Genomic DNA, 16,882 nt, shown 5'->3' with positions numbered 1-16,882 from the left:
CTCTTTTTCGCCAAGCCCGAGCCTCGAATCCGCTTATGTTGTCCAGAACCTTGCTGTGCCTTGCTGTTTTAAGCGCTTCCACACCCTTGCTTGCGGACACCGTCTGGTTGAAGAACGGTGATCGCCTGACCGGCAAAATAAAGGTCTTCGACGGCGGCAAATTGCTGATCCAGACCGCGTATGCCGGTGCGATTCCAGTGGACTGGAAGCAAGTCAAAACCCTGGAAAGCGACCAGGAGCTGCTGGTCAAGCAGGATGCCTACAGTGGCGAGAAAGCCAAGTCCCTCCAAGCGGCAGAAGACGGCAAGGTGGTGCTGGCCAATGGCGAGGCGCCCAAGACCGTTGAACTGGCGAGCATCCAACAGATCATCAAGCCTAAACCGGTGATCGAGGACCTGGTGTGGAAGGGCAATGTCGATCTGGCGCTGGACTACAAGCGCGCCGAAAAAGACACCAACGACTACGACGTCGACTTCAAGACCACCGCCCGCCATGGCCAATGGCGCCATACCGGGCAGGGCGAGTACAACCGCGAATTCCAGGATGACGTGACCACCACCGACAACTGGGCCCTGGAGTACGACCTGGACCGCTTTATCACCGAGCACTGGTTCTGGCAGGGGCGCCTGACCTACAAGCGCGACAAAGTCGAAGACCTGGCGCGTCAGCGCACCGTGGGTACTGGCCCTGGCTACCAGTTCTGGGATGACGAGCTGGGCGCTTTCTCCCTCGGCTCGCTGGTCAACCGCACCGACTATGAATATGCCGATGGCGGCAAGGACAACTTCTATTCCCTGGCCATGAAGTGGAACTACAACCGCTACCTGGTGGGCAAGACCGTTGAGTTCTTCACCAATGGCGAACTGGGCAAGCCTATCGATGCGCCAGCCGAGTACTCCCTGGATGCGGAAATGGGTCTGCGCTACAAAGTCACCGAGTGGGCATCGCTCAACCTCAAGGCCGAGCGTGACGTGATCAGCGGCGACTCGGAGAGCAGTCTGAGCAAGACCCGTTATACCGCCGGTTTCGGGGTAGCCTGGTAGTCGCGTCCCTGGCAACCGCTGCTTATATTGATTACCTTGTGTTGAGATCCATTCCCATACGTTATGGGCGGCTGAATACCCGAGGAGTCATACGTTGAGCGCACAGGTTGCCAAGAACGCCCGAGAGCTGTTGCTCAAGGAATACCGTGGGGCTCTCTCCACATTGTCCAAAGCCATGCCTGGCTTTCCATTTGGATCGGTGGTGCCGTACTGCCTGGACGAGCAGGGCCGCCCGCTGATTCTGATCAGCCGCATCGCCCAGCACACCCATAACCTGCAAAAAGAGCCCAAATGCTCGCTGCTGGTCGGTGAGCGTGGGGCGGACGATGTGCAGGCGGTAGGGCGTCTCACCTACCTGGCCGAAGCCGAGCAATTGCATGACGATGCCGCCATCGAGGCCGCAGCCGAGCGCTATTACCGCTACTTCCCCGAATCGGCCAATTACCACAAGGCCCACGATTTCGATTTCTGGGTGCTCAAGCCGGTTCGCCACCGCTACATAGGCGGATTCGGCGCGATCCACTGGCTCGATCAACTGACCCTGGCCAACCCCTTCGCCGGCGCGGCAGAGCGCAGCATGGTCGAACACATGAACAGCGACCATGCCAAGGCGATTGCCCATTACGTCGACCTGGCCGGTTTGCCCGTCAGCGAGCCTGCGCAATTGGCCGGCATCGACAGTGAAGGCATGCACCTGCGGATTGGCCAATCGCTACATTGGTTGCCATTTGCCGCGCCTTGCAACACGCCGACACAAGTGCGCGAAGCCTTGGTTTCACTGGCTCACGCCGCAGCCTGGCCGAAAAAAGCGGCGGCTGACGCTTGAATTCACGAAACGGCGACGTCATCTAAGGTGGACTGGCAAGGCATTCTTGCGTTGAGGAAACATTTGATGCGCCCTTTTTTATTGCTCTTTCTGCTGTTCCCGGTGTTGGAGCTGTTCGTCTTCGTTCAAGTCAGCGGTGCGATCGGGTTCTTCCCAGCATTGCTGTTGATTATTCTGGGCTCGATGCTCGGCGTTCTGGTGCTGCGCGTCGCCGGCCTGGCCACGGCGCTGCGTGCCCGTGAAAGCCTGAACCGCGGCGAATTGCCCGCTCAGACCATGCTCGAAGGTCTGATGATGGCCCTGGCCGGTGGCCTGTTGATCCTGCCGGGTTTCATCAGCGACGTGGTGGGCCTGGTGATGCTGCTGCCGGTTACCCGCAGGCTACTGGCCGGCAAGATGCGCCAGCGTGCCGAGGAGGCAGCTATTCGTCAGCGCGCGTTTGCCGACGACCTGCAACCCCGTGGCGGCCCGGCTCCGCGCCAGCCCCTGGGACGTGAAGGCGATGTGATCGAAGGCGAGTTCGAGCACCGCGACAGCAAATAACCGCTCCATTGGCACGGCACCTTCGGGTGCCGTGCTGCGTTTACCCGCTCCCGGACATAAAAAATTTCATTCACCGCCCCTTGTAATAAGCCCAGGCGCCCTTATGTAACGGTCACCGCAAGGTTTCTGGTGGTGACACTAGACAGACTTCCGCGTTTCGCTCAGCGAACCGCGACCGGCACCGCCGGAATTTAACCCGCCGGAATTGATACCGGCCGATGAAAAACACAATTAGGAGAGATCGACAATGAGCAAGCTTCGTCCTCTGCACGACCGCGTCGTCATCCGTCGCAGCGAAGAAGAAAAGAAAACCGCCGGCGGCATCGTCCTGCCAGGTTCGGCTGCTGAAAAAGCCAACCACGGTGTGATCGTCGCTGCTGGCCCAGGCAAAACCCTGGAGAACGGTGAAGTACGCGCGCTGGCCGTGAAAGTGGGTGACAAGGTTGTTTTCGGCCCTTACTCCGGTAGCAACACTGTGAAAGTCGACGGCGAAGACCTGCTGGTCATGAGCGAGAACGAAATTCTCGCTGTACTGGAAGGCTGATTTCCCGCTCATTTTCCCGTTACTTCAAAGTATTTAAGGAATATCGATCATGGCTGCTAAAGAAGTTAAATTCGGCGATTCCGCCCGTAAGAAAATGCTCACCGGTGTCAACATCCTGGCTGATGCAGTTAAAGCCACCCTGGGCCCGAAAGGCCGTAACGTGATCATCGAGAAGAGCTTCGGCGCTCCGACCATCACCAAGGACGGCGTTTCCGTAGCTAAAGAAATCGAACTGGAAGACCGTTTCGAAAACATGGGCGCGCAGCTGGTCAAAGACGTTGCCTCCCGTGCCAACGATGACGCAGGCGACGGCACCACCACCGCCACCGTTCTGGCTCAGTCGATCGTCAACGAAGGCCTCAAGGCCGTCGCTGCCGGCATGAACCCGATGGACCTCAAGCGCGGTATCGACAAGGCGACCATCGCCATCGTCAAAGAGCTGAAGAACCTGTCCAAGCCATGCGCCGACACCAAGGCCATCGCTCAGGTGGGTACCATCTCGGCCAACTCCGACAACTCCATCGGCGACATCATTGCCGAAGCCATGGAAAAAGTCGGTAAAGAAGGCGTGATCACCGTTGAAGAAGGCTCGGGCCTGGAAAACGAACTGTCGGTCGTAGAAGGCATGCAGTTTGACCGCGGCTACCTGTCCCCGTACTTCGTCAACAAGCCAGACACCATGGTTGCCGAGCTGGACAGCCCGCTGATCCTGCTGGTCGACAAGAAAATCTCCAACATCCGCGAAATGCTGCCGGTGCTGGAAGCGGTTGCCAAAGCCGGTCGCCCACTGCTGATCGTGGCCGAAGACGTCGAAGGCGAAGCCCTGGCGACTCTGGTTGTGAACAACATGCGTGGCATCGTCAAAGTCGCTGCCGTCAAGGCGCCAGGCTTTGGTGACCGTCGCAAGGCCATGCTGCAGGACATCGCCGTTCTGACTGGCGGTACCGTTATCTCCGAAGAGATCGGTCTGAGCCTGGAAAGCGCCACTCTGGAAAACCTGGGTAGCGCCAAGCGCGTGACCCTGTCCAAGGAAAACACCATCATCGTTGACGGTGCTGGCGTTGAAGGTGACATCGAGTCGCGCATCGCTCAGATCCGCGCCCAGGTTGCCGAGACTTCCTCGGACTACGACCGTGAAAAACTGCAAGAGCGTCTGGCCAAGCTGTCCGGCGGCGTTGCAGTGATCAAGGTTGGCGCCGGTTCCGAAGTTGAAATGAAAGAGAAGAAAGCCCGCGTTGAGGACGCCCTGCACGCAACCCGTGCAGCCGTTGAGGAAGGCGTGGTTCCTGGCGGTGGCGTTGCGCTGATCCGTGCTCTGGAAGCCCTGACTGGCCTGACTGGCGACAACGCCGACCAGAACGTCGGTATTGCTGTACTGCGTCGCGCTGTAGAAGCACCACTGCGCCAGATCGCTGCCAACTCCGGCGACGAGCCAAGCGTTGTGGTCAACGAAGTCAAGAACGGCAAAGGTAACTACGGTTACAACGCCGCCACTGGCGTCTACGGCGACATGATCGAAATGGGCATCCTGGATCCAACCAAGGTAACCCGTTCCGCTCTGCAAGCAGCATCCTCCATCGGCGGTCTGATCCTGACCACCGAAGCGGCCATTGCTGACAAGCCGAAGGCTGAAGGCGCGGCTGGCGGCGGTATGCCAGACATGGGCGGCATGGGTGGCATGGGCGGCATGATGTAGTGCGACGAGAGTCGCTATAGGTAGAAGCACCTAGCGGGCTACATCTTAGGTGATCACCGGTTGAACCGGTGATCACTTTCCCGCAGAAACAGCTTAAAAAACCCGAAGTCCGGGCGTCAAAACCCGGATTTCCGGCACTCACAAGGTGCTTAGAATTCGGCGTAATGTCGCCTATATATCGTGATTTTCTCTCTGGAAATCATCAGAACGATATGCGTACTGAGCTTGCAGATTTTGAATCACTGCGAGGGAGGTATGGGAAATCGTGTCCAAAGAGCTGGCCTGCTCCTATCTATAGGGCGCAAGCCATAGCTGTCATTGTCTCACCCGGAAACCGCAAGGTAGAGGGGCGCGAGACCTTTTGTTCAGCCAAAAGTAGCCTAGGGATAGTGCGTCGCTGGTAACGGCGGGGTGCGAAGCTTCCTGACAATGTAGTCCCATGATTCTGTGGTGTGTGGTCGCCGCGAGGCACCATGCAGACCCTGCGAGCAACACGCGGGTGAGACGCTAGGCTGGTTGGTATGGCCAACGTAAGTGAACTGCTGATAAACACCGTCAACCGCATGGAGCCAAAGTTGCTGATAGGCTTTGACCAAAATGGTGCATGACTGGTTGTCCCTTTTACATCTGGGGGCACGCTGACATTGAGTCATCGGTGAATAGGCAGGGCCTAACCCATCCTTGTGACGGTTATGGAACTCGGTAAGCCCGTATTTTCGCCATTGGCCTGTATGGCAAGGCAGGTCGACCGTGAGGAAGACTGTTGAAAATGCGGGTAGAGGATGTCGGAAAAAGCGAATGCCTCCCTGTAATGGGGTTGGATAAGGGCTCTGCCCTGACTGGAAACGGTGCTGACTTCCGACTGGTCTTTGATCGCGAGAAGGCCTGTAAAGCCATCAAGAACAGACGTTTGTCGGTTTGACCGGCTGCGTCTAACTCATAGAAATCCCTTGCGGGGCAGTGTACTCACTCCCCCACAAGGGCGACGTGCGTCTACTGCCCTCTGGGGAAATCTTCTCTGGAGGAAAAGCAAGATGAGTGCGTCTGAAATAGAAGTACCTGCGTCCTCCCATCTGGCCATCAGTTGGCATTCGATAGACTGGGAAACAGGTCATCGACAGGTGCGAGGGCTACAGGTACGGATCGCGAAGGCAGCCAAGAATCAGCAATGGCGGCAGGTGAAAACCTTGCAGCGTATGCTGGTTCGCTCGTTTGCCGCCAAGGTATTGGCGGTTAAACGGGTCACTGAAAACCGGGGTCGCAGGACTCCCGGCGTCGATGGGGAAACCTGGAGCACGCCTGAAAGCAAATGGAAGGCAGTTTTTCGGTTAGAGCGCAGGGGCTACAAGCCCCGGCCACTGCGGCGGATTTACATTCCCAAAGCAAATGGCCAGCGTAGACCGCTGGGGATTCCGACGATGCTGGATCGAGCGATGCAGGCGTTATACCTGCTGGCACTTGAACCGGTGTCTGAGACCACAGCCGACCGAAATTCCTATGGCTTTCGCCCTCACCGTTCCACGGCAGATGCAATCGAGCAATTGTTCGTCAATCTCGGTCGCAAGCATTCTGCGCAGTGGGTCATGGAGGGCGATATAAAGGGATGTTTCGACAACATCAGTCACGACTGGCTGATCACTAACGTCCCGATGGACAAAGTGGTTCTAAGGAAATGGCTGAAAGCGGGATATTTGGAATCCGGTCGATTGAATCCGACAGGGGCGGGAACTCCGCAAGGAGGGATCATCTCGCCCGTATTGGCCAACCTGGCCCTTGATGGACTGGAAAAGGAGCTCGAATCTCGGTTCGGGCAGCGTAATACCAAAGCCAGCTACAAGACCAAGGTCAACTATGTGCGATACGCAGATGATTTCGTCATCACCGGCATCTCGAAAGAGCTGCTGGAAAACGAGGTGAAGCCACTCGTCGAAGCCTTCATGGCCGAGCGGGGGTTGAGCCTTGCGGTGGAGAAAACGTTGTTCACGCATGTATCGGATGGGTTCGATTTCCTCGGTCAGAATATTCGCAAGTACGGTGACAAGCTGCTGATAAAGCCAGCCCACAAGAACGTGAAAGCATTTCTGGCCAAGGTTAAGGCGTTGGTTGAAGCGAACAAAGCGGCACCGGCCAGCCTGTTGATCAAGCAGCTCAATCCAGTTATTCGGGGTTGGGCCAATTATCATCGGCCGATTGTCGCCAAGCAGACCTTCAACTACGTGGATTACAGGATCTGGAAATTGCTATGGCGATGGTGCAGGCGGCGACATCTGAATCGCTGCAAACGTTGGATCAAGGAAAAATACTTCAAGCGCGTGGGAACACGTAGTTGGGTATTCTCCGGGCTACACCCCAGCGGCAAACTGCTCCACTTGTTGTACGCCAGCGATACGCCGATCAAGCGGCACACCAAGATCAAGGCGGAGGCTAACCCATACGCCCCAGAGGACGAGATGTACTTCGAGCAACGGCTGGAATATGCGTGGCGAAGCTCGGACGAGGGGAAGCGGAAGACGCTGACGCTGTGGCTTGGCCAGAGCAAGCGCTGCCCGATGTGCAAGCAGTTGATTACGTTCGAAAGCGGGTGGAACATTCACCATGTTATCGAGCGGCACAAGGGCGGATGCGACGAGCTGGGCAATCTGGTGTTGTTGCATCCCAACTGTCATCGACAGTTACACAGTGCGGCACCGGCTCTTTCAACTGAGAAAGGGCTTACAAAGGCTTGAGCTGTATGCGGGGAAACTCGCACGTACAGTTCTTAGGGGAGGGACGGTCAGTAATGGCCGTTTCTTACCCGACAGCCAGCCTTACCCCCGTACTGAAAAGCCCCGCCTGCAGTGATGCAGGCGGGGCTTTTTATTGCGCGTTCGGTAAAGAACGTACCTAGCGCTCGGTCAACCGTGGGCTTGCCTCCTTGGGCGCTTTCCAACTCAATAACTGCTGTTTGAAATCATAGCTGGCGGCCTGGTAGTAGGTGATCGCCCGCTGAATCAACGGATCATCGCTTCCCACTCGCGATTCCTGACTCTCCGCCAACGCCTGATCGTGGCGACGCAAGCCCAGGCGCGGACTGAGAATGGCCAAGTCCTTGCCGTCGAACAGCCCCAGGTGCTGGTAGTTGCCGACTACCACGCGCGGCGGCAGCGGGTTGTCCTGAAGCAAATCGCGGCCGAAGAACGTCGACTCGTAGCTCAGGTTGATCAGGCCCAGCAGGGTCGGCGCCAGGTCGATCTGACTCGCCAGTTGCGCGGATTCCCGAGGGTCGATCAGTTTGGGGGCATAAATGAACAATGGAATCTGGTAGTTGGTGATGGGCAGGTCCTCTTTGCCCGCGCTGCCGGCCGTGTGGTCGGCGACGAACACAAAGATCGTGTTATCGAACCAAGGCTTCTGGCGTGCTGCGTCGAGGAATTTGCCGATGGCATGGTCGGTGTATTTCACCGCTCCGTCGCGGCCATTGCCGGATTTGATATCGATACGCCCATCCGGGTAGGTATAAGGGCGATGGTTGGAGGTGGTCATCAGTTGTAGCAGGAATGGCTGCTGCTTAGCGTAATCGGCATCGGCCAGTTTCAGAGTTTGTTTGTATAGATCCTCGTCGGCCATGCCCCAGGCGTTCTTAAACGAGATTTCGGTCTCGGGTACGCTGCTCTGATCGACCACGCGATAACCGTTGCCGCTGAAAAACGCGTTCATGTTATCGAAGTAACCGCGCCCACCGTACACGAACACGCTGTCATAACCGACCGCGGAAAGCTGTTGCCCGAGGCTGGCAAAACCGCTTTCACGACCGATGCGTTTGACGATTGAGCGCCCGGGTGTAGGGGGAATCGCCAGGGTGATCGCTTCCAGGCCGCGGTCGGTTCGGGTACCGGTGGCATAAAAGTTATTGAAGTACAGGCTTTGTTGGCGCAGCGCGTCCAGATTGGGTGTGAGGTTACGCCCGTCGCCGTTGCTGCCCATGTATTTGGCGCTGAAGCTTTCGATGGTCACCAGCACGATATTGGGCGTGCGCAGCGGGCCCGGGTGGCTGATGGCGCGGCGGATATCCAGTGGGTCCTGGCCGATGAAGCGCGCGTTGGGCTCGCTGAGTTCGGCGCGCAGTTGCCTGGCGACAACTTCGGTCGGCAGGCTTTTATAGAATTGTGCGTAATCCAACTCGTTGTTACGGAAGGCTGCGAAAAACTGATAAGGGCCGTTGCTGGCCAGTTCGTTTTTGTAGGCGTTACCGCCTTGGGTGCGAGGGCTGTCCTGACTGATCAACTGCAGGCTGAGGCCGACGGCCAGCACCAGCACCAGTGCATTGAGCAAACGGCCACGCAACGGCGGCAACGGGGCGTCCATGGCGGCGGTGAACGGTTTGCGCAACACCAGGCTCAACACAACGGCCAGCATCGCCAGCAAACTGAGCAGTTTGCCGATCGGGTAAGACTCCAGCAGGTTGTTCAACACTTCATCGGAGTACACCAGATAGTCGACGGCGATAAAGTTGAAGCGCACACCGAACTCGTCCCAGAACAGCCATTCGGCCACCGAGGTAAACAGCATCGCGAAAACGCTGACAGTGAGTACCGCCTGCAAAAACCAGCGGTGGCCGCGACGCCGCCACAGGCCGGGCGGGCAGAGCAGCACATACAGGCCCAGCGGCAAGGCTGCATAGGCCAGGAAACCCAGGTCGTAAACCAGGCCCACCGCAAACACCGGTAGCAGGTTGCCGCCGACTTCATCCAGGTGGGTGAGCAGCAGCACGGCGCGCGTCAGCAGGAATATCAATAACCAGGCACCGGTTATCAACAGCAGATAGCGCATTGGCGCTGTTTTGACGAAACCCATGTCTATGTTCCTTATATAAATGGGGGGCGATATTCGTCCTGACGCTGTAGTCAGTTTGTGAAGCTATAGTGAAAAACTCGTTGCCCTGGCTATTTGATTGAAAACCCTGATCCACGGGCCTTTCAGGTCTATCCCTGAGCCCCACTTGGCCTTAAGCTGCGCGAGCCAACACGGCCGTTACCGCGTACGGAGACACTGCCCATGCGAATTCTATTGGTTGAAGACAACCGCGATATTCTGGCCAACCTGGCCGATTACCTGGGGCTGAAGGGCTACACCGTCGACTGTGCGCAAGACGGTCTGTCGGGCCTGCATCTGGCCGCCACCGAACACTACGATCTGATCGTGCTCGACATCATGCTGCCTGGCATCGATGGCTACACCTTGTGCAAGCGCCTGCGCGAAGATGCGCGGCGCGATACGCCGGTGATCATGCTCACCGCGCGCGACCAATTGGACGATCGGCTACAAGGCTTCAAGTCCGGCGCCGATGATTACCTGCTCAAACCCTTTGCCCTGTCGGAACTTGCCGCGCGCATCGAAGCGGTGCTTCGCCGTGCCCAGGGCGGCGGCCGCCGGGAGTTGCAAGTGGGTGACCTGAGCTACGACCTCGACACCTTGGAAGTGACCCGTGAAGGGCGCCTGCTCAAACTCAACCCGGTCGGCCTGAAGCTGCTGGCGGTGCTGATGCAAAAAAGCCCCCATGTGCTGCGGCGGGAAATTCTCGAAGAGGCATTGTGGGGCGATGACTGCCCGGACAGCGACAGCCTGCGCAGCCATGTCCACCAGTTGCGCCAAGTGATCGACAAACCTTTTGCCAAACCGCTGCTGCACACGGTGCACGGTGTGGGGTATCGCCTGGCCGAGGGCCGAGATGGAATTTAAGCAGAGCCTTGCCCAGCGGATCATCATTGCCTTTGCCTTGATGAGCGCGCTGGTGGCGGGGGCTTTCGCCATGGGCATTGTGGCAACGGTGCACCTGGTGGAGGAAAAGCTGATTTCGGCGGGCCTCGGCGGCGATTTGCAACGCTTGCTGCTGATGGACAGCGTCGAAGACTGGAGCCATCGACCCGAGCCGGATCAGCTGTTCTATTTCAGCGGCGGCCGTGGCGATTTCGAATTACCCAAGGATCTGCGTCACCTCGAGCCTGGCTTTCACGAGGTATTCCGTGAGTCGCTGTCATACCACGCCATGGTCGAAGTCATAGACGGGCGGCGCTACGTGCTGCTGCAGGATCAAAGTGACTTCGAAGAACGTGAGCGCGTGCTGTTCGCCGTGGTGCTGGTGGGCTTCGTGCTCAGCCTTGCCCTGGCTGTGTTCCTCGGTTGGGTGCTGGCGCGCAAAGTGATGGCCCCGGTGGTGCGTCTGGCCCGCCAGGTGCGCCATCGTGACCAGTTGCTGGGCCTGGCGCCGCCTTTGGCGCCGGACTACGCGGCCGATGAAGTGGGCGAATTGGCGGTGGCATTCGACGCCACATTGGGCCGTCTGCGCCAGGCATTGTCCCGCGAGCAATTGTTTACCAGCGATGTGAGTCACGAATTGCGCACGCCGTTGATGGTGCTGGCCAGTTCTTGCGAACTGCTGCTGGAAAACCCGGCCATCGACCAGCGCGGGCGTAACCAGGTGCTACGCATTGCCAGGGCTTGCGAAGAAATGCGCGAGCTGGTGCAAACCTTCCTGATGCTGGCGCGGGCCCAGCACAACGATGCGGTGATGTCGCCCCAGGTCAGCCTCACTCAAGTAGCGGAGGACCTGTTGGGAATCTGGCGTGAGCCTATCGAGCAGAAGGGCCTGCAACTGATCTATCAACCGGGCAACCCTCTGGACACGCGCTATAACACCACCTTCCTGCACGCGGTAATGGGCAACCTGCTGCGCAATGCGTTGCACTACACCGAGCAGGGCTTTATCCGCCTGACTCTGGAACCGACCGGTTTTGTCGTGGAAGACAGCGGCGTCGGCATTCCCGAAGAAAAACGCGAAGCCATGTTCGAGCCGTTCGTACGCGGTAGTGAGAAACGTGGCGAGGGCCTGGGGCTGGGCCTGTCGCTGGTACAGCGCATCTGCGAGAACCAGGGCTGGAGCGTCAGCCTCAGCACCATGGAGCCCAATGGTTGCCGCTTTCATGTCGAGTTGAGTCAGGTCAAACCCTGACTCCACCCCCTGCCGCTATCCTGCCAATGGTCGCCGTAATTCGGCGAATATGGCCCGTTGATACTATTTGTCTTTGTAAAGTCTTGAAATGTATGAGATTGGACAGGACAAGTTTTTCACAACGAGTTGACCTATTGATCACGCGGCGCTGAATAGTTTGTAGGCATCAGTCATTGGAGACCTGTTGATGCCTACCCCGATCAAGCTCGAATTTTCCGAAAAGTACGACGATCAGCACGCAGAGAAATATTTGCTCAAGCATCAGGACAATCTGGCTCGCCGGTTGTCCCACAAACGCGACGAGCAATTGGCCCGTGGCGCGCTGGCCATGGCCGGTGAGCCTGGGCTGGTGTTGGACCTGCCGTGTGGTGCCGGTCGTTTCTGGCCGCTGCTGGCGGAAAAGCCCAACCGCGTGATTATCGGTGCCGATAATTCCGCGTCGATGCTGAAGGTAGCCACCCAGGCGCAGCCGGCAGAGGTGGTGAAACGGGTACGTCCTTTGCACACCTCTGCCTTTGATATTGATTTGCCAGATAACGCGGTCGACAGCATTTTCTGTATGCGCCTGCTGCACCATATTGGTGATCCGGCCCATCGTCTGGCGATATTGCGCGAGTTTCAGCGAGTTACCCGTGACAGTGTGATTATTTCGCTATGGGTCGACGGCAATTTCAAAGCGTGGAAGCGCAAGCGCAGCGAAGAGCGACGCCGTAGCAAAGGTGGGCAGGACGGTTACCAAAACAGGTTTGTGTTACCGGCTGCTACTGTAGAAGCAGAATTCGAGCAGGCGGGTTTTCGTGTTCAGGACGCTCTGGACTTCATACCGCTCTACGCCATGTGGCGAGTATATGTATTACGCAAGAGGTAACAGGATGGCAGTTGAGTGCGTAGCAGGCAGTCACGTAGCTCCAGAAGAACGATTTGACTATTTCTGGCGTCAGCAGGGCGAATGGGTGGAAGAGCCCAACCGTCGGCGCGGCGGTGAAAGCGGTGTACAGCGGGTTATAAGTGCCAGCGGGCGTTTGCTCTACTGCAAGCGGCAGACCGGGCATATTTACCGCAGTTGGTTGCATCCCTTCGGGCGCCCCACGGTGCTGCGCGAACGTGACGCGCTCAACGGTCTGCGTCTGTTGGACGTGCGAGTCCCGGAAATGGTGTTTTGCGAGGCACGTCGCGATACCGACCACCAATGGAAGGCCTTGTTGGTGACAGCTTCACTGGACGGTTTCGACGAGATCGAAAAATGGTATGCCGCCGGTGGCCGTGAGCAGTACGGTGAACAGGTGCATGAGCGTCTGCTCAAGGAAGTGGCGACCACCCTGGCACGTATGCACAAGGGGCGCTGGCAGCACGGCTGTCTGTACATCAAGCATATTTTTGCGCGCGTGACGGGCGAGGGTGACTCGGCCAACGTCGAAGTGGCGTTGCTGGATTTTGAAAAATGTCGCCAGCGCCTGACCGCTTATCGGGCGGCTTCCCACGACATGCTGCAACTGCGGCGCCATTCGTCGTGGAGCAGCGCTGACTGGGAAAAACTCAGCTACTTTTACGAGACGGCGTTTGGCAGCGCTATCAAGGGCTTAACCAGATGAAGCTAGAAATAGCACGAGGTTTTTTTTTGGTGGGAGCGTTAGGCGTAGCAGCCTTGGCGCTGGCCGCCTGGGAGCAGCCTCGCACCCAGGTACTCAGCGCGTCGCAGGGCGGCGCGCAATGCCTGTTGCCGCGTGTCGCCAAGGCGAGCACCGCGGCCAAGCCCGATCATGAACTGTTGCTGTTCATGTTCGGAATGTCTCAAGGGATGAGGCCGCAGAGTTGAAACGATTCAAACCCACCTAAAATGCCTCGCACTGCGAGGCATTTTTTCAATGTGCCGCAATTTTAATCATCCCGCCAAGGCCGTGTAGCCTCTATTGCTGAAGTCGATCAGGGCGCTTGCTTCAGTGCCTGGGTTCGCGCCGTTGCGGGTGAAGCCAGTCAGGTGGCCAGGGCCGATGTTATCAAACGCCTCATCAAGCCGATTGTAGGTGGGGTTTGCGTCAAAATAGTTGGCTACTTTCGCGATGTTGTACGCGGCGTCGGCACGCGAGTCGGCATTCGTATTGTTCTCGCTCCAATCGCCTGTCAGCGCTTTGAGGTTCTCCAACGTTTTAGCGCCACCAGGTTGCTTTGCCAAGGATGATTCCAACCGGGCAACGATCGGATTCGCGCTGAGAATTTGATCCGCCGTGCGTCCATCGCCTTCAGGCCGCCCGGAAGCCGAAGTCGGGATTGTCTCAGCGGCTTTTTCATTCTCTGAGGCAAGCGGTGCGCCTTGATTGCCCAAGGCGGCGTAACCCTCTTCGCTGAATTTTTTAACCAGAGCGGCCTCGGAATTTTCTTCGATCGAGACCTCATCGAAGGGCGGCGGGAGCGGGGACCAGTACTCACCCTTGATCTTGCCGTCACCTTGCTTGCTGTCGCCTCGAGCGGATTGCTTCGCTTCGAGCCCATCAATGTAATTGAACAGGCGTGCGGCATTGAAGGCTGCATCTGCTCGTTTCTCTGGATCCGGATTACTGCTGGTCCAGTCACTCAGATGCTTGAACATCGCCTCCTTCGAGACAGACGAGGGCAGGTTATTCAAAATGGGATTTTCGCTGATAATCTGTTCTGCCGTGCGATGGTCGCCTTGCGGCCGTCCCGTAGCAGCGGTGGGGGCAAAGTCAGTATTTTTCTCACTGAGTGAAGCCGTGTTGGCCTTATTTGCCATCGTCCCCTGCGTGTCCGGGTTTTTCAGTGGTGAATGCGGGTCTCTGAGCGCGCGGTGATTGCTTTCGATAACCGCGCTGGTGAATGTACTTGCGAACGCTCTAGCACTAGTGCCTGGGTTTTCCATTCCCCAGGAAGATTGTTTCTCAATAGTGGATCTTGCATCGGTCCGGTTAACCGATGCTGGCGTCAGCACCTGGGAGAAATGGCGGGATAGGGGACTGCTGATCGTCATGGTCACCTCGAGATGTCGTACTGATATGAATCTGCTGAGTGACCATTCGCGCGTTACGGTTCCAAAGGGCGCTTGAATCTGTCGGGATATTCAGACCAGGTGCAGATGGTTATCCCAAAGCCCGGCCGGCAATTCCAACGGTTTAGCGACCAACTGTTTCTGCCGGCAATCGTAGAAGCGGCAACGGCCCTGGCCCGAGGTGACCACAAAGCCATCCGCCACCGCTCCCACGCCCGCGCAGTCGGGCAGTGGGCCGTCCAGGCGCAGCTCACCGCTGTCCATGTCCCAGATAAAGAAGCGATTGCCGCGCGGGGCCGTCAAGGCGACCAAGCGCAACTCGCTGTGCACGGCCACGCTGGCGGTGTAATGCCCCATGGCTTGCAGCTGCGCATCGGCCACGGGAAACGCCACGAACGGTTGTCCGGGACGCTTGATGGCCAGCAGTTCGGAGCGCTCCTGGGAAGGGCCCATAAACTGTTGCCCGGTCAGAATCGTGCCATCGCTGGCAATACCCATATGGCGCACGCTGTTCATTTGCTGGTCCAGAGTTTCCTTGCTGATCAGCGTGCCGTCGCGGCGCATCAGCACCAGGCTCGGCTCCATGGCGTTGAGGTTCATCTCCACGCGGCTTTCCGCTTCGGTGCGGATGCCGCCATTGGCCACCACCAGGGTTTCGCCGTCGGGCATCCACGACACTTGGTGCGGGCCGATGCCATGGGTGGACAGCTCGCCGCTATGCACCAGGCGCTCACCCTCGAACTTGTACACACCGAGCAGGCCGCGGCCGGGGTCGGAGGTATCGTTTTCGGTGGCGTACAGCCACTCGCCACTCTTGTGGATGACCGCGTGGCCATAGAAGTGGCGATTGGCGTTTGAGGCGATGGTTTGCAGCAGCGCGCCATCGCGCAGGTCGATCAGGTAGCTCTCGGTGCCCGGACGACGGGCCACAAACAGCGCAATCGGCAGCGTCGGGTGGTTGATGATGTCGTGGCAGCGCTGGCCGACCTGGGTGGCGAACACCCGCGTGCCGTCCAGGCGATAGCCCACGGCGTAGTGCTTGCCGTCCCCATCATCCCGCGCCGACAGCAGCAACGGTCCGTTGTCCTTGTGCTTGAACAGCGTCCAGCCGCCCAGAGTGAGCGCGCTGAGCAGCACGCTGCCAATCGCCAAAGCCTGTCGCCTGAGCATCATCAGTCACCGTCGTTGGCGTTAAAGCCCAGTTGGATCCCCAGCGCCTTGGCCAGCTCACCTTCATGCAGGCGATGCACCACGTTGAGGCTGTCGTAGAGGTCGTTGAGTTGCTGACGCCCGGCGTCGTCGTTCAACAGTTCGTTGAGGCTGCGCTGGTTGCTGGCGAACAGTTTCAGGGACGCGGCATAGGCGGCGTCGATCTTGTCGGCCAAGGCTTTCTGATCCGACGGCAGCAAGCCACGCAAGCCTTTATTGTCGACGCCGACCCACACGGTCTGGGCGGCGGCGAGGCTGGCCTCCAGGCTTTGCAGCGACGACTGGCTACGCCAGGCATCGGCCTGGAACGGTTGCGGGATGCCTTTGGTCTGGCGACCCATGGGCGTGCCGAGTTTTTTCTTCAGGGTGTCCAGCGCGGTCACCTGCACACGCAGCAGATCGGCAATCGCTTCGTGGGAATCGGCATAACGCTGGTTCGGAAATTTGCTCATCTGCGCGAGCATGCCGTCGGTGCTGTTCCAACTAGCCAGGATCTCTTCGGCCAGGGCTTTCTGGCGCTCACCGATGGCCATTAGCAGCGGGCAATAGCGGGCTTTCTGGGCGCTGTCGGCGAGGTCGGTCTTGGCGTCGTAGAGGATGTATTCGTAGGCCGACAGGCCTTGCACAACCACGCTGGCCTTGGCCAGGGCGGCGCCGTCGATCTGCGGCTGGGCTTCCACCAGTTGCTCGACCTGGCGACCCACCAAGTTCTTTTTGTCCGGCCAGAACTGCACTTGCCACGCGCGGTTGCCTTCGGCCAACGGGCCGATCAGCAGCGGTTGCAGCTCGGCCCAGGCCTTTTGTGCGTGCAGGAAATCGGCGCGGGCGGTGTCCAGGCTTTCCTTGCCTTGGCAGTAGGCCAGCGCGCTGACTGCCAATTGGCGGTCGGCGTCGACCCAGCGGCTGTAGGTAGGCAGGATCACTTGCTTGGCGATGGCCGCCGAGGTCACGGCTTGCGGGTCCTGGGGCGAACAGGCGCCAAGGGCGAGGGCGGCCAGGCTGGTGAACAACAACTTGGGACGGAACATGTCG

15 protein-coding genes are annotated in these 16,882 nt (G+C 58.4%); 11 read left to right on the top strand and 4 right to left on the bottom strand.

Features of this window, described 5'->3' with window-relative positions; all coding sequences use genetic code 11:
• The first annotated feature begins 35 nt into the window (after positions 1–35).
• The 6 genes from FIV35_RS09935 (at position 36) to ltrA (ending at position 7,378) form a co-directional block, all read left to right on the top strand.
• Positions 36–1,043, top strand: a complete 1,008-nt coding sequence (locus tag FIV35_RS09935; RefSeq protein ID WP_034100302.1) for a DUF481 domain-containing protein — start codon at positions 36–38, stop codon at positions 1,041–1,043.
• A gap of 94 nt (positions 1,044–1,137) precedes the next feature.
• Positions 1,138–1,869, top strand: a complete 732-nt coding sequence (locus tag FIV35_RS09930; RefSeq protein ID WP_034139175.1) for a HugZ family pyridoxamine 5'-phosphate oxidase — start codon at positions 1,138–1,140, stop codon at positions 1,867–1,869.
• A 66-nt stretch (positions 1,870–1,935) separates the two neighbouring features.
• Positions 1,936–2,412, top strand: coding sequence for an FxsA family protein (locus tag FIV35_RS09925; protein WP_034139174.1), 477 nt, complete (start codon positions 1,936–1,938; stop codon positions 2,410–2,412).
• Positions 2,413–2,659: 247 nt separating this feature from the next.
• Complete coding sequence (locus FIV35_RS09920) at positions 2,660–2,956, top strand: co-chaperone GroES (protein ID WP_034139173.1); 297 nt, start codon at positions 2,660–2,662, stop codon at positions 2,954–2,956.
• Positions 2,957–3,005: 49 nt separating this feature from the next.
• Complete coding sequence (groL, locus tag FIV35_RS09915) at positions 3,006–4,652, top strand: chaperonin GroEL (RefSeq protein ID WP_034100295.1); 1,647 nt, start codon at positions 3,006–3,008, stop codon at positions 4,650–4,652.
• Between the two features lie 1,034 nt (positions 4,653–5,686).
• Positions 5,687–7,378 carry a group II intron reverse transcriptase/maturase gene (gene ltrA / locus FIV35_RS09905; protein ID WP_071534438.1) on the top strand — a complete coding sequence of 564 codons (1,692 nt, stop codon included), beginning with the start codon at positions 5,687–5,689 and terminating at the stop codon, positions 7,376–7,378.
• A 157-nt stretch (positions 7,379–7,535) separates the two neighbouring features.
• Here the strand turns inward: ltrA and FIV35_RS09900 are convergent, their stop codons facing one another.
• A complete protein-coding gene (locus tag FIV35_RS09900; RefSeq protein ID WP_034139172.1) occupies positions 7,536–9,485 on the bottom strand; it encodes an LTA synthase family protein in 1,950 nt (649 codons plus the stop codon).
• A gap of 201 nt (positions 9,486–9,686) precedes the next feature.
• Here FIV35_RS09900 and colR point away from each other — a divergent pair, with 201 nt between their 5' ends.
• The 5 genes from colR (at position 9,687) to FIV35_RS09875 (ending at position 13,456) form a co-directional block, all read left to right on the top strand.
• On the top strand, positions 9,687–10,370 hold the full coding sequence (gene colR, locus FIV35_RS09895; protein ID WP_034139171.1) for a two-component system response regulator ColR: 684 nt from the start codon (positions 9,687–9,689) through the stop codon (positions 10,368–10,370).
• Entirely contained in the window at positions 10,360–11,640 is a 1,281-nt protein-coding gene (locus tag FIV35_RS09890) for a sensor histidine kinase (RefSeq protein WP_034139170.1), read from the top strand. The genes colR and FIV35_RS09890 overlap by 11 nt, the downstream gene beginning before the upstream one ends.
• Positions 11,641–11,827: 187 nt before the next feature.
• Positions 11,828–12,508 (top strand): class I SAM-dependent methyltransferase, encoded by a 681-nt coding sequence (locus FIV35_RS09885; RefSeq protein WP_034139169.1) that lies wholly within the window; start codon positions 11,828–11,830, stop codon positions 12,506–12,508.
• Positions 12,509–12,512: 4 nt separating this feature from the next.
• Complete coding sequence (locus FIV35_RS09880; protein WP_034139168.1) at positions 12,513–13,232, top strand: lipopolysaccharide kinase InaA family protein; 720 nt, start codon at positions 12,513–12,515, stop codon at positions 13,230–13,232.
• Positions 13,229–13,456, top strand: coding sequence for a hypothetical protein (locus FIV35_RS09875; protein ID WP_034100283.1), 228 nt, complete (start codon positions 13,229–13,231; stop codon positions 13,454–13,456). Before FIV35_RS09880 ends, FIV35_RS09875 begins: the two co-directional genes overlap by 4 nt.
• 66 nt (positions 13,457–13,522) lie before the next feature.
• Here FIV35_RS09875 and FIV35_RS09870 read toward each other — a convergent pair whose 3' ends face one another.
• The 3 genes from FIV35_RS09870 to FIV35_RS09860 form a co-directional block, all read right to left on the bottom strand.
• The gene (locus FIV35_RS09870) at positions 13,523–14,623 is read right to left on the bottom strand and encodes a hypothetical protein (protein WP_146374968.1); all 1,101 of its coding nucleotides are present in this window, start codon (positions 14,621–14,623) and stop codon (positions 13,523–13,525) included.
• A gap of 90 nt (positions 14,624–14,713) precedes the next feature.
• A complete protein-coding gene (locus tag FIV35_RS09865; RefSeq protein ID WP_034139212.1) occupies positions 14,714–15,811 on the bottom strand; it encodes a DUF1513 domain-containing protein in 1,098 nt (365 codons plus the stop codon).
• 2 nt (positions 15,812–15,813) lie between these two features.
• Positions 15,814–16,878 (bottom strand): imelysin family protein, encoded by a 1,065-nt coding sequence (locus FIV35_RS09860; protein WP_034100282.1) that lies wholly within the window; start codon positions 16,876–16,878, stop codon positions 15,814–15,816.
• Between the last annotated feature and the right edge of the window lie 4 nt (positions 16,879–16,882).

The sequence above is a fragment of the Pseudomonas rhodesiae genome (genome assembly GCF_007858255.1).
GTDB lineage: Bacteria > Pseudomonadota > Gammaproteobacteria > Pseudomonadales > Pseudomonadaceae > Aquipseudomonas > Aquipseudomonas rhodesiae.
Note: the sequence above shows the minus strand (reverse complement) of the source record. Positions and strands in the feature narration are given on the sequence as shown.

Bases quoted from the DNA above. Each gene is read 5' to 3' on its own strand.
- FIV35_RS09935 (WP_034100302.1), top strand. From the start codon at position 36: ATGTTGTCCAGAACCTTGCTGTGCCTTGCTGTTTTAAGCGCTTCCACA.
- FIV35_RS09925 (WP_034139174.1), top strand. From the start codon at position 1,936: ATGCGCCCTTTTTTATTGCTCTTTCTGCTGTTCCCGGTGTTGGAGCTG.
- FIV35_RS09920 (WP_034139173.1), top strand. From the start codon at position 2,660: ATGAGCAAGCTTCGTCCTCTGCACGACCGCGTCGTCATCCGTCGCAGC.
- groL (WP_034100295.1), top strand. From the start codon at position 3,006: ATGGCTGCTAAAGAAGTTAAATTCGGCGATTCCGCCCGTAAGAAAATG.
- ltrA (WP_071534438.1), top strand. From the start codon at position 5,687: ATGAGTGCGTCTGAAATAGAAGTACCTGCGTCCTCCCATCTGGCCATC.
- FIV35_RS09900 (WP_034139172.1), bottom strand. From the start codon at position 9,485: ATGGGTTTCGTCAAAACAGCGCCAATGCGCTATCTGCTGTTGATAACC.
- colR (WP_034139171.1), top strand. From the start codon at position 9,687: ATGCGAATTCTATTGGTTGAAGACAACCGCGATATTCTGGCCAACCTG.
- FIV35_RS09890 (WP_034139170.1), top strand. From the start codon at position 10,360: ATGGAATTTAAGCAGAGCCTTGCCCAGCGGATCATCATTGCCTTTGCC.
- FIV35_RS09885 (WP_034139169.1), top strand. From the start codon at position 11,828: ATGCCTACCCCGATCAAGCTCGAATTTTCCGAAAAGTACGACGATCAG.
- FIV35_RS09880 (WP_034139168.1), top strand. From the start codon at position 12,513: ATGGCAGTTGAGTGCGTAGCAGGCAGTCACGTAGCTCCAGAAGAACGA.
- FIV35_RS09875 (WP_034100283.1), top strand. From the start codon at position 13,229: ATGAAGCTAGAAATAGCACGAGGTTTTTTTTTGGTGGGAGCGTTAGGC.
- FIV35_RS09870 (WP_146374968.1), bottom strand. From the start codon at position 14,623: ATGACGATCAGCAGTCCCCTATCCCGCCATTTCTCCCAGGTGCTGACG.
- FIV35_RS09865 (WP_034139212.1), bottom strand. From the start codon at position 15,811: ATGCTCAGGCGACAGGCTTTGGCGATTGGCAGCGTGCTGCTCAGCGCG.
- FIV35_RS09860 (WP_034100282.1), bottom strand. From the start codon at position 16,878: ATGTTCCGTCCCAAGTTGTTGTTCACCAGCCTGGCCGCCCTCGCCCTT.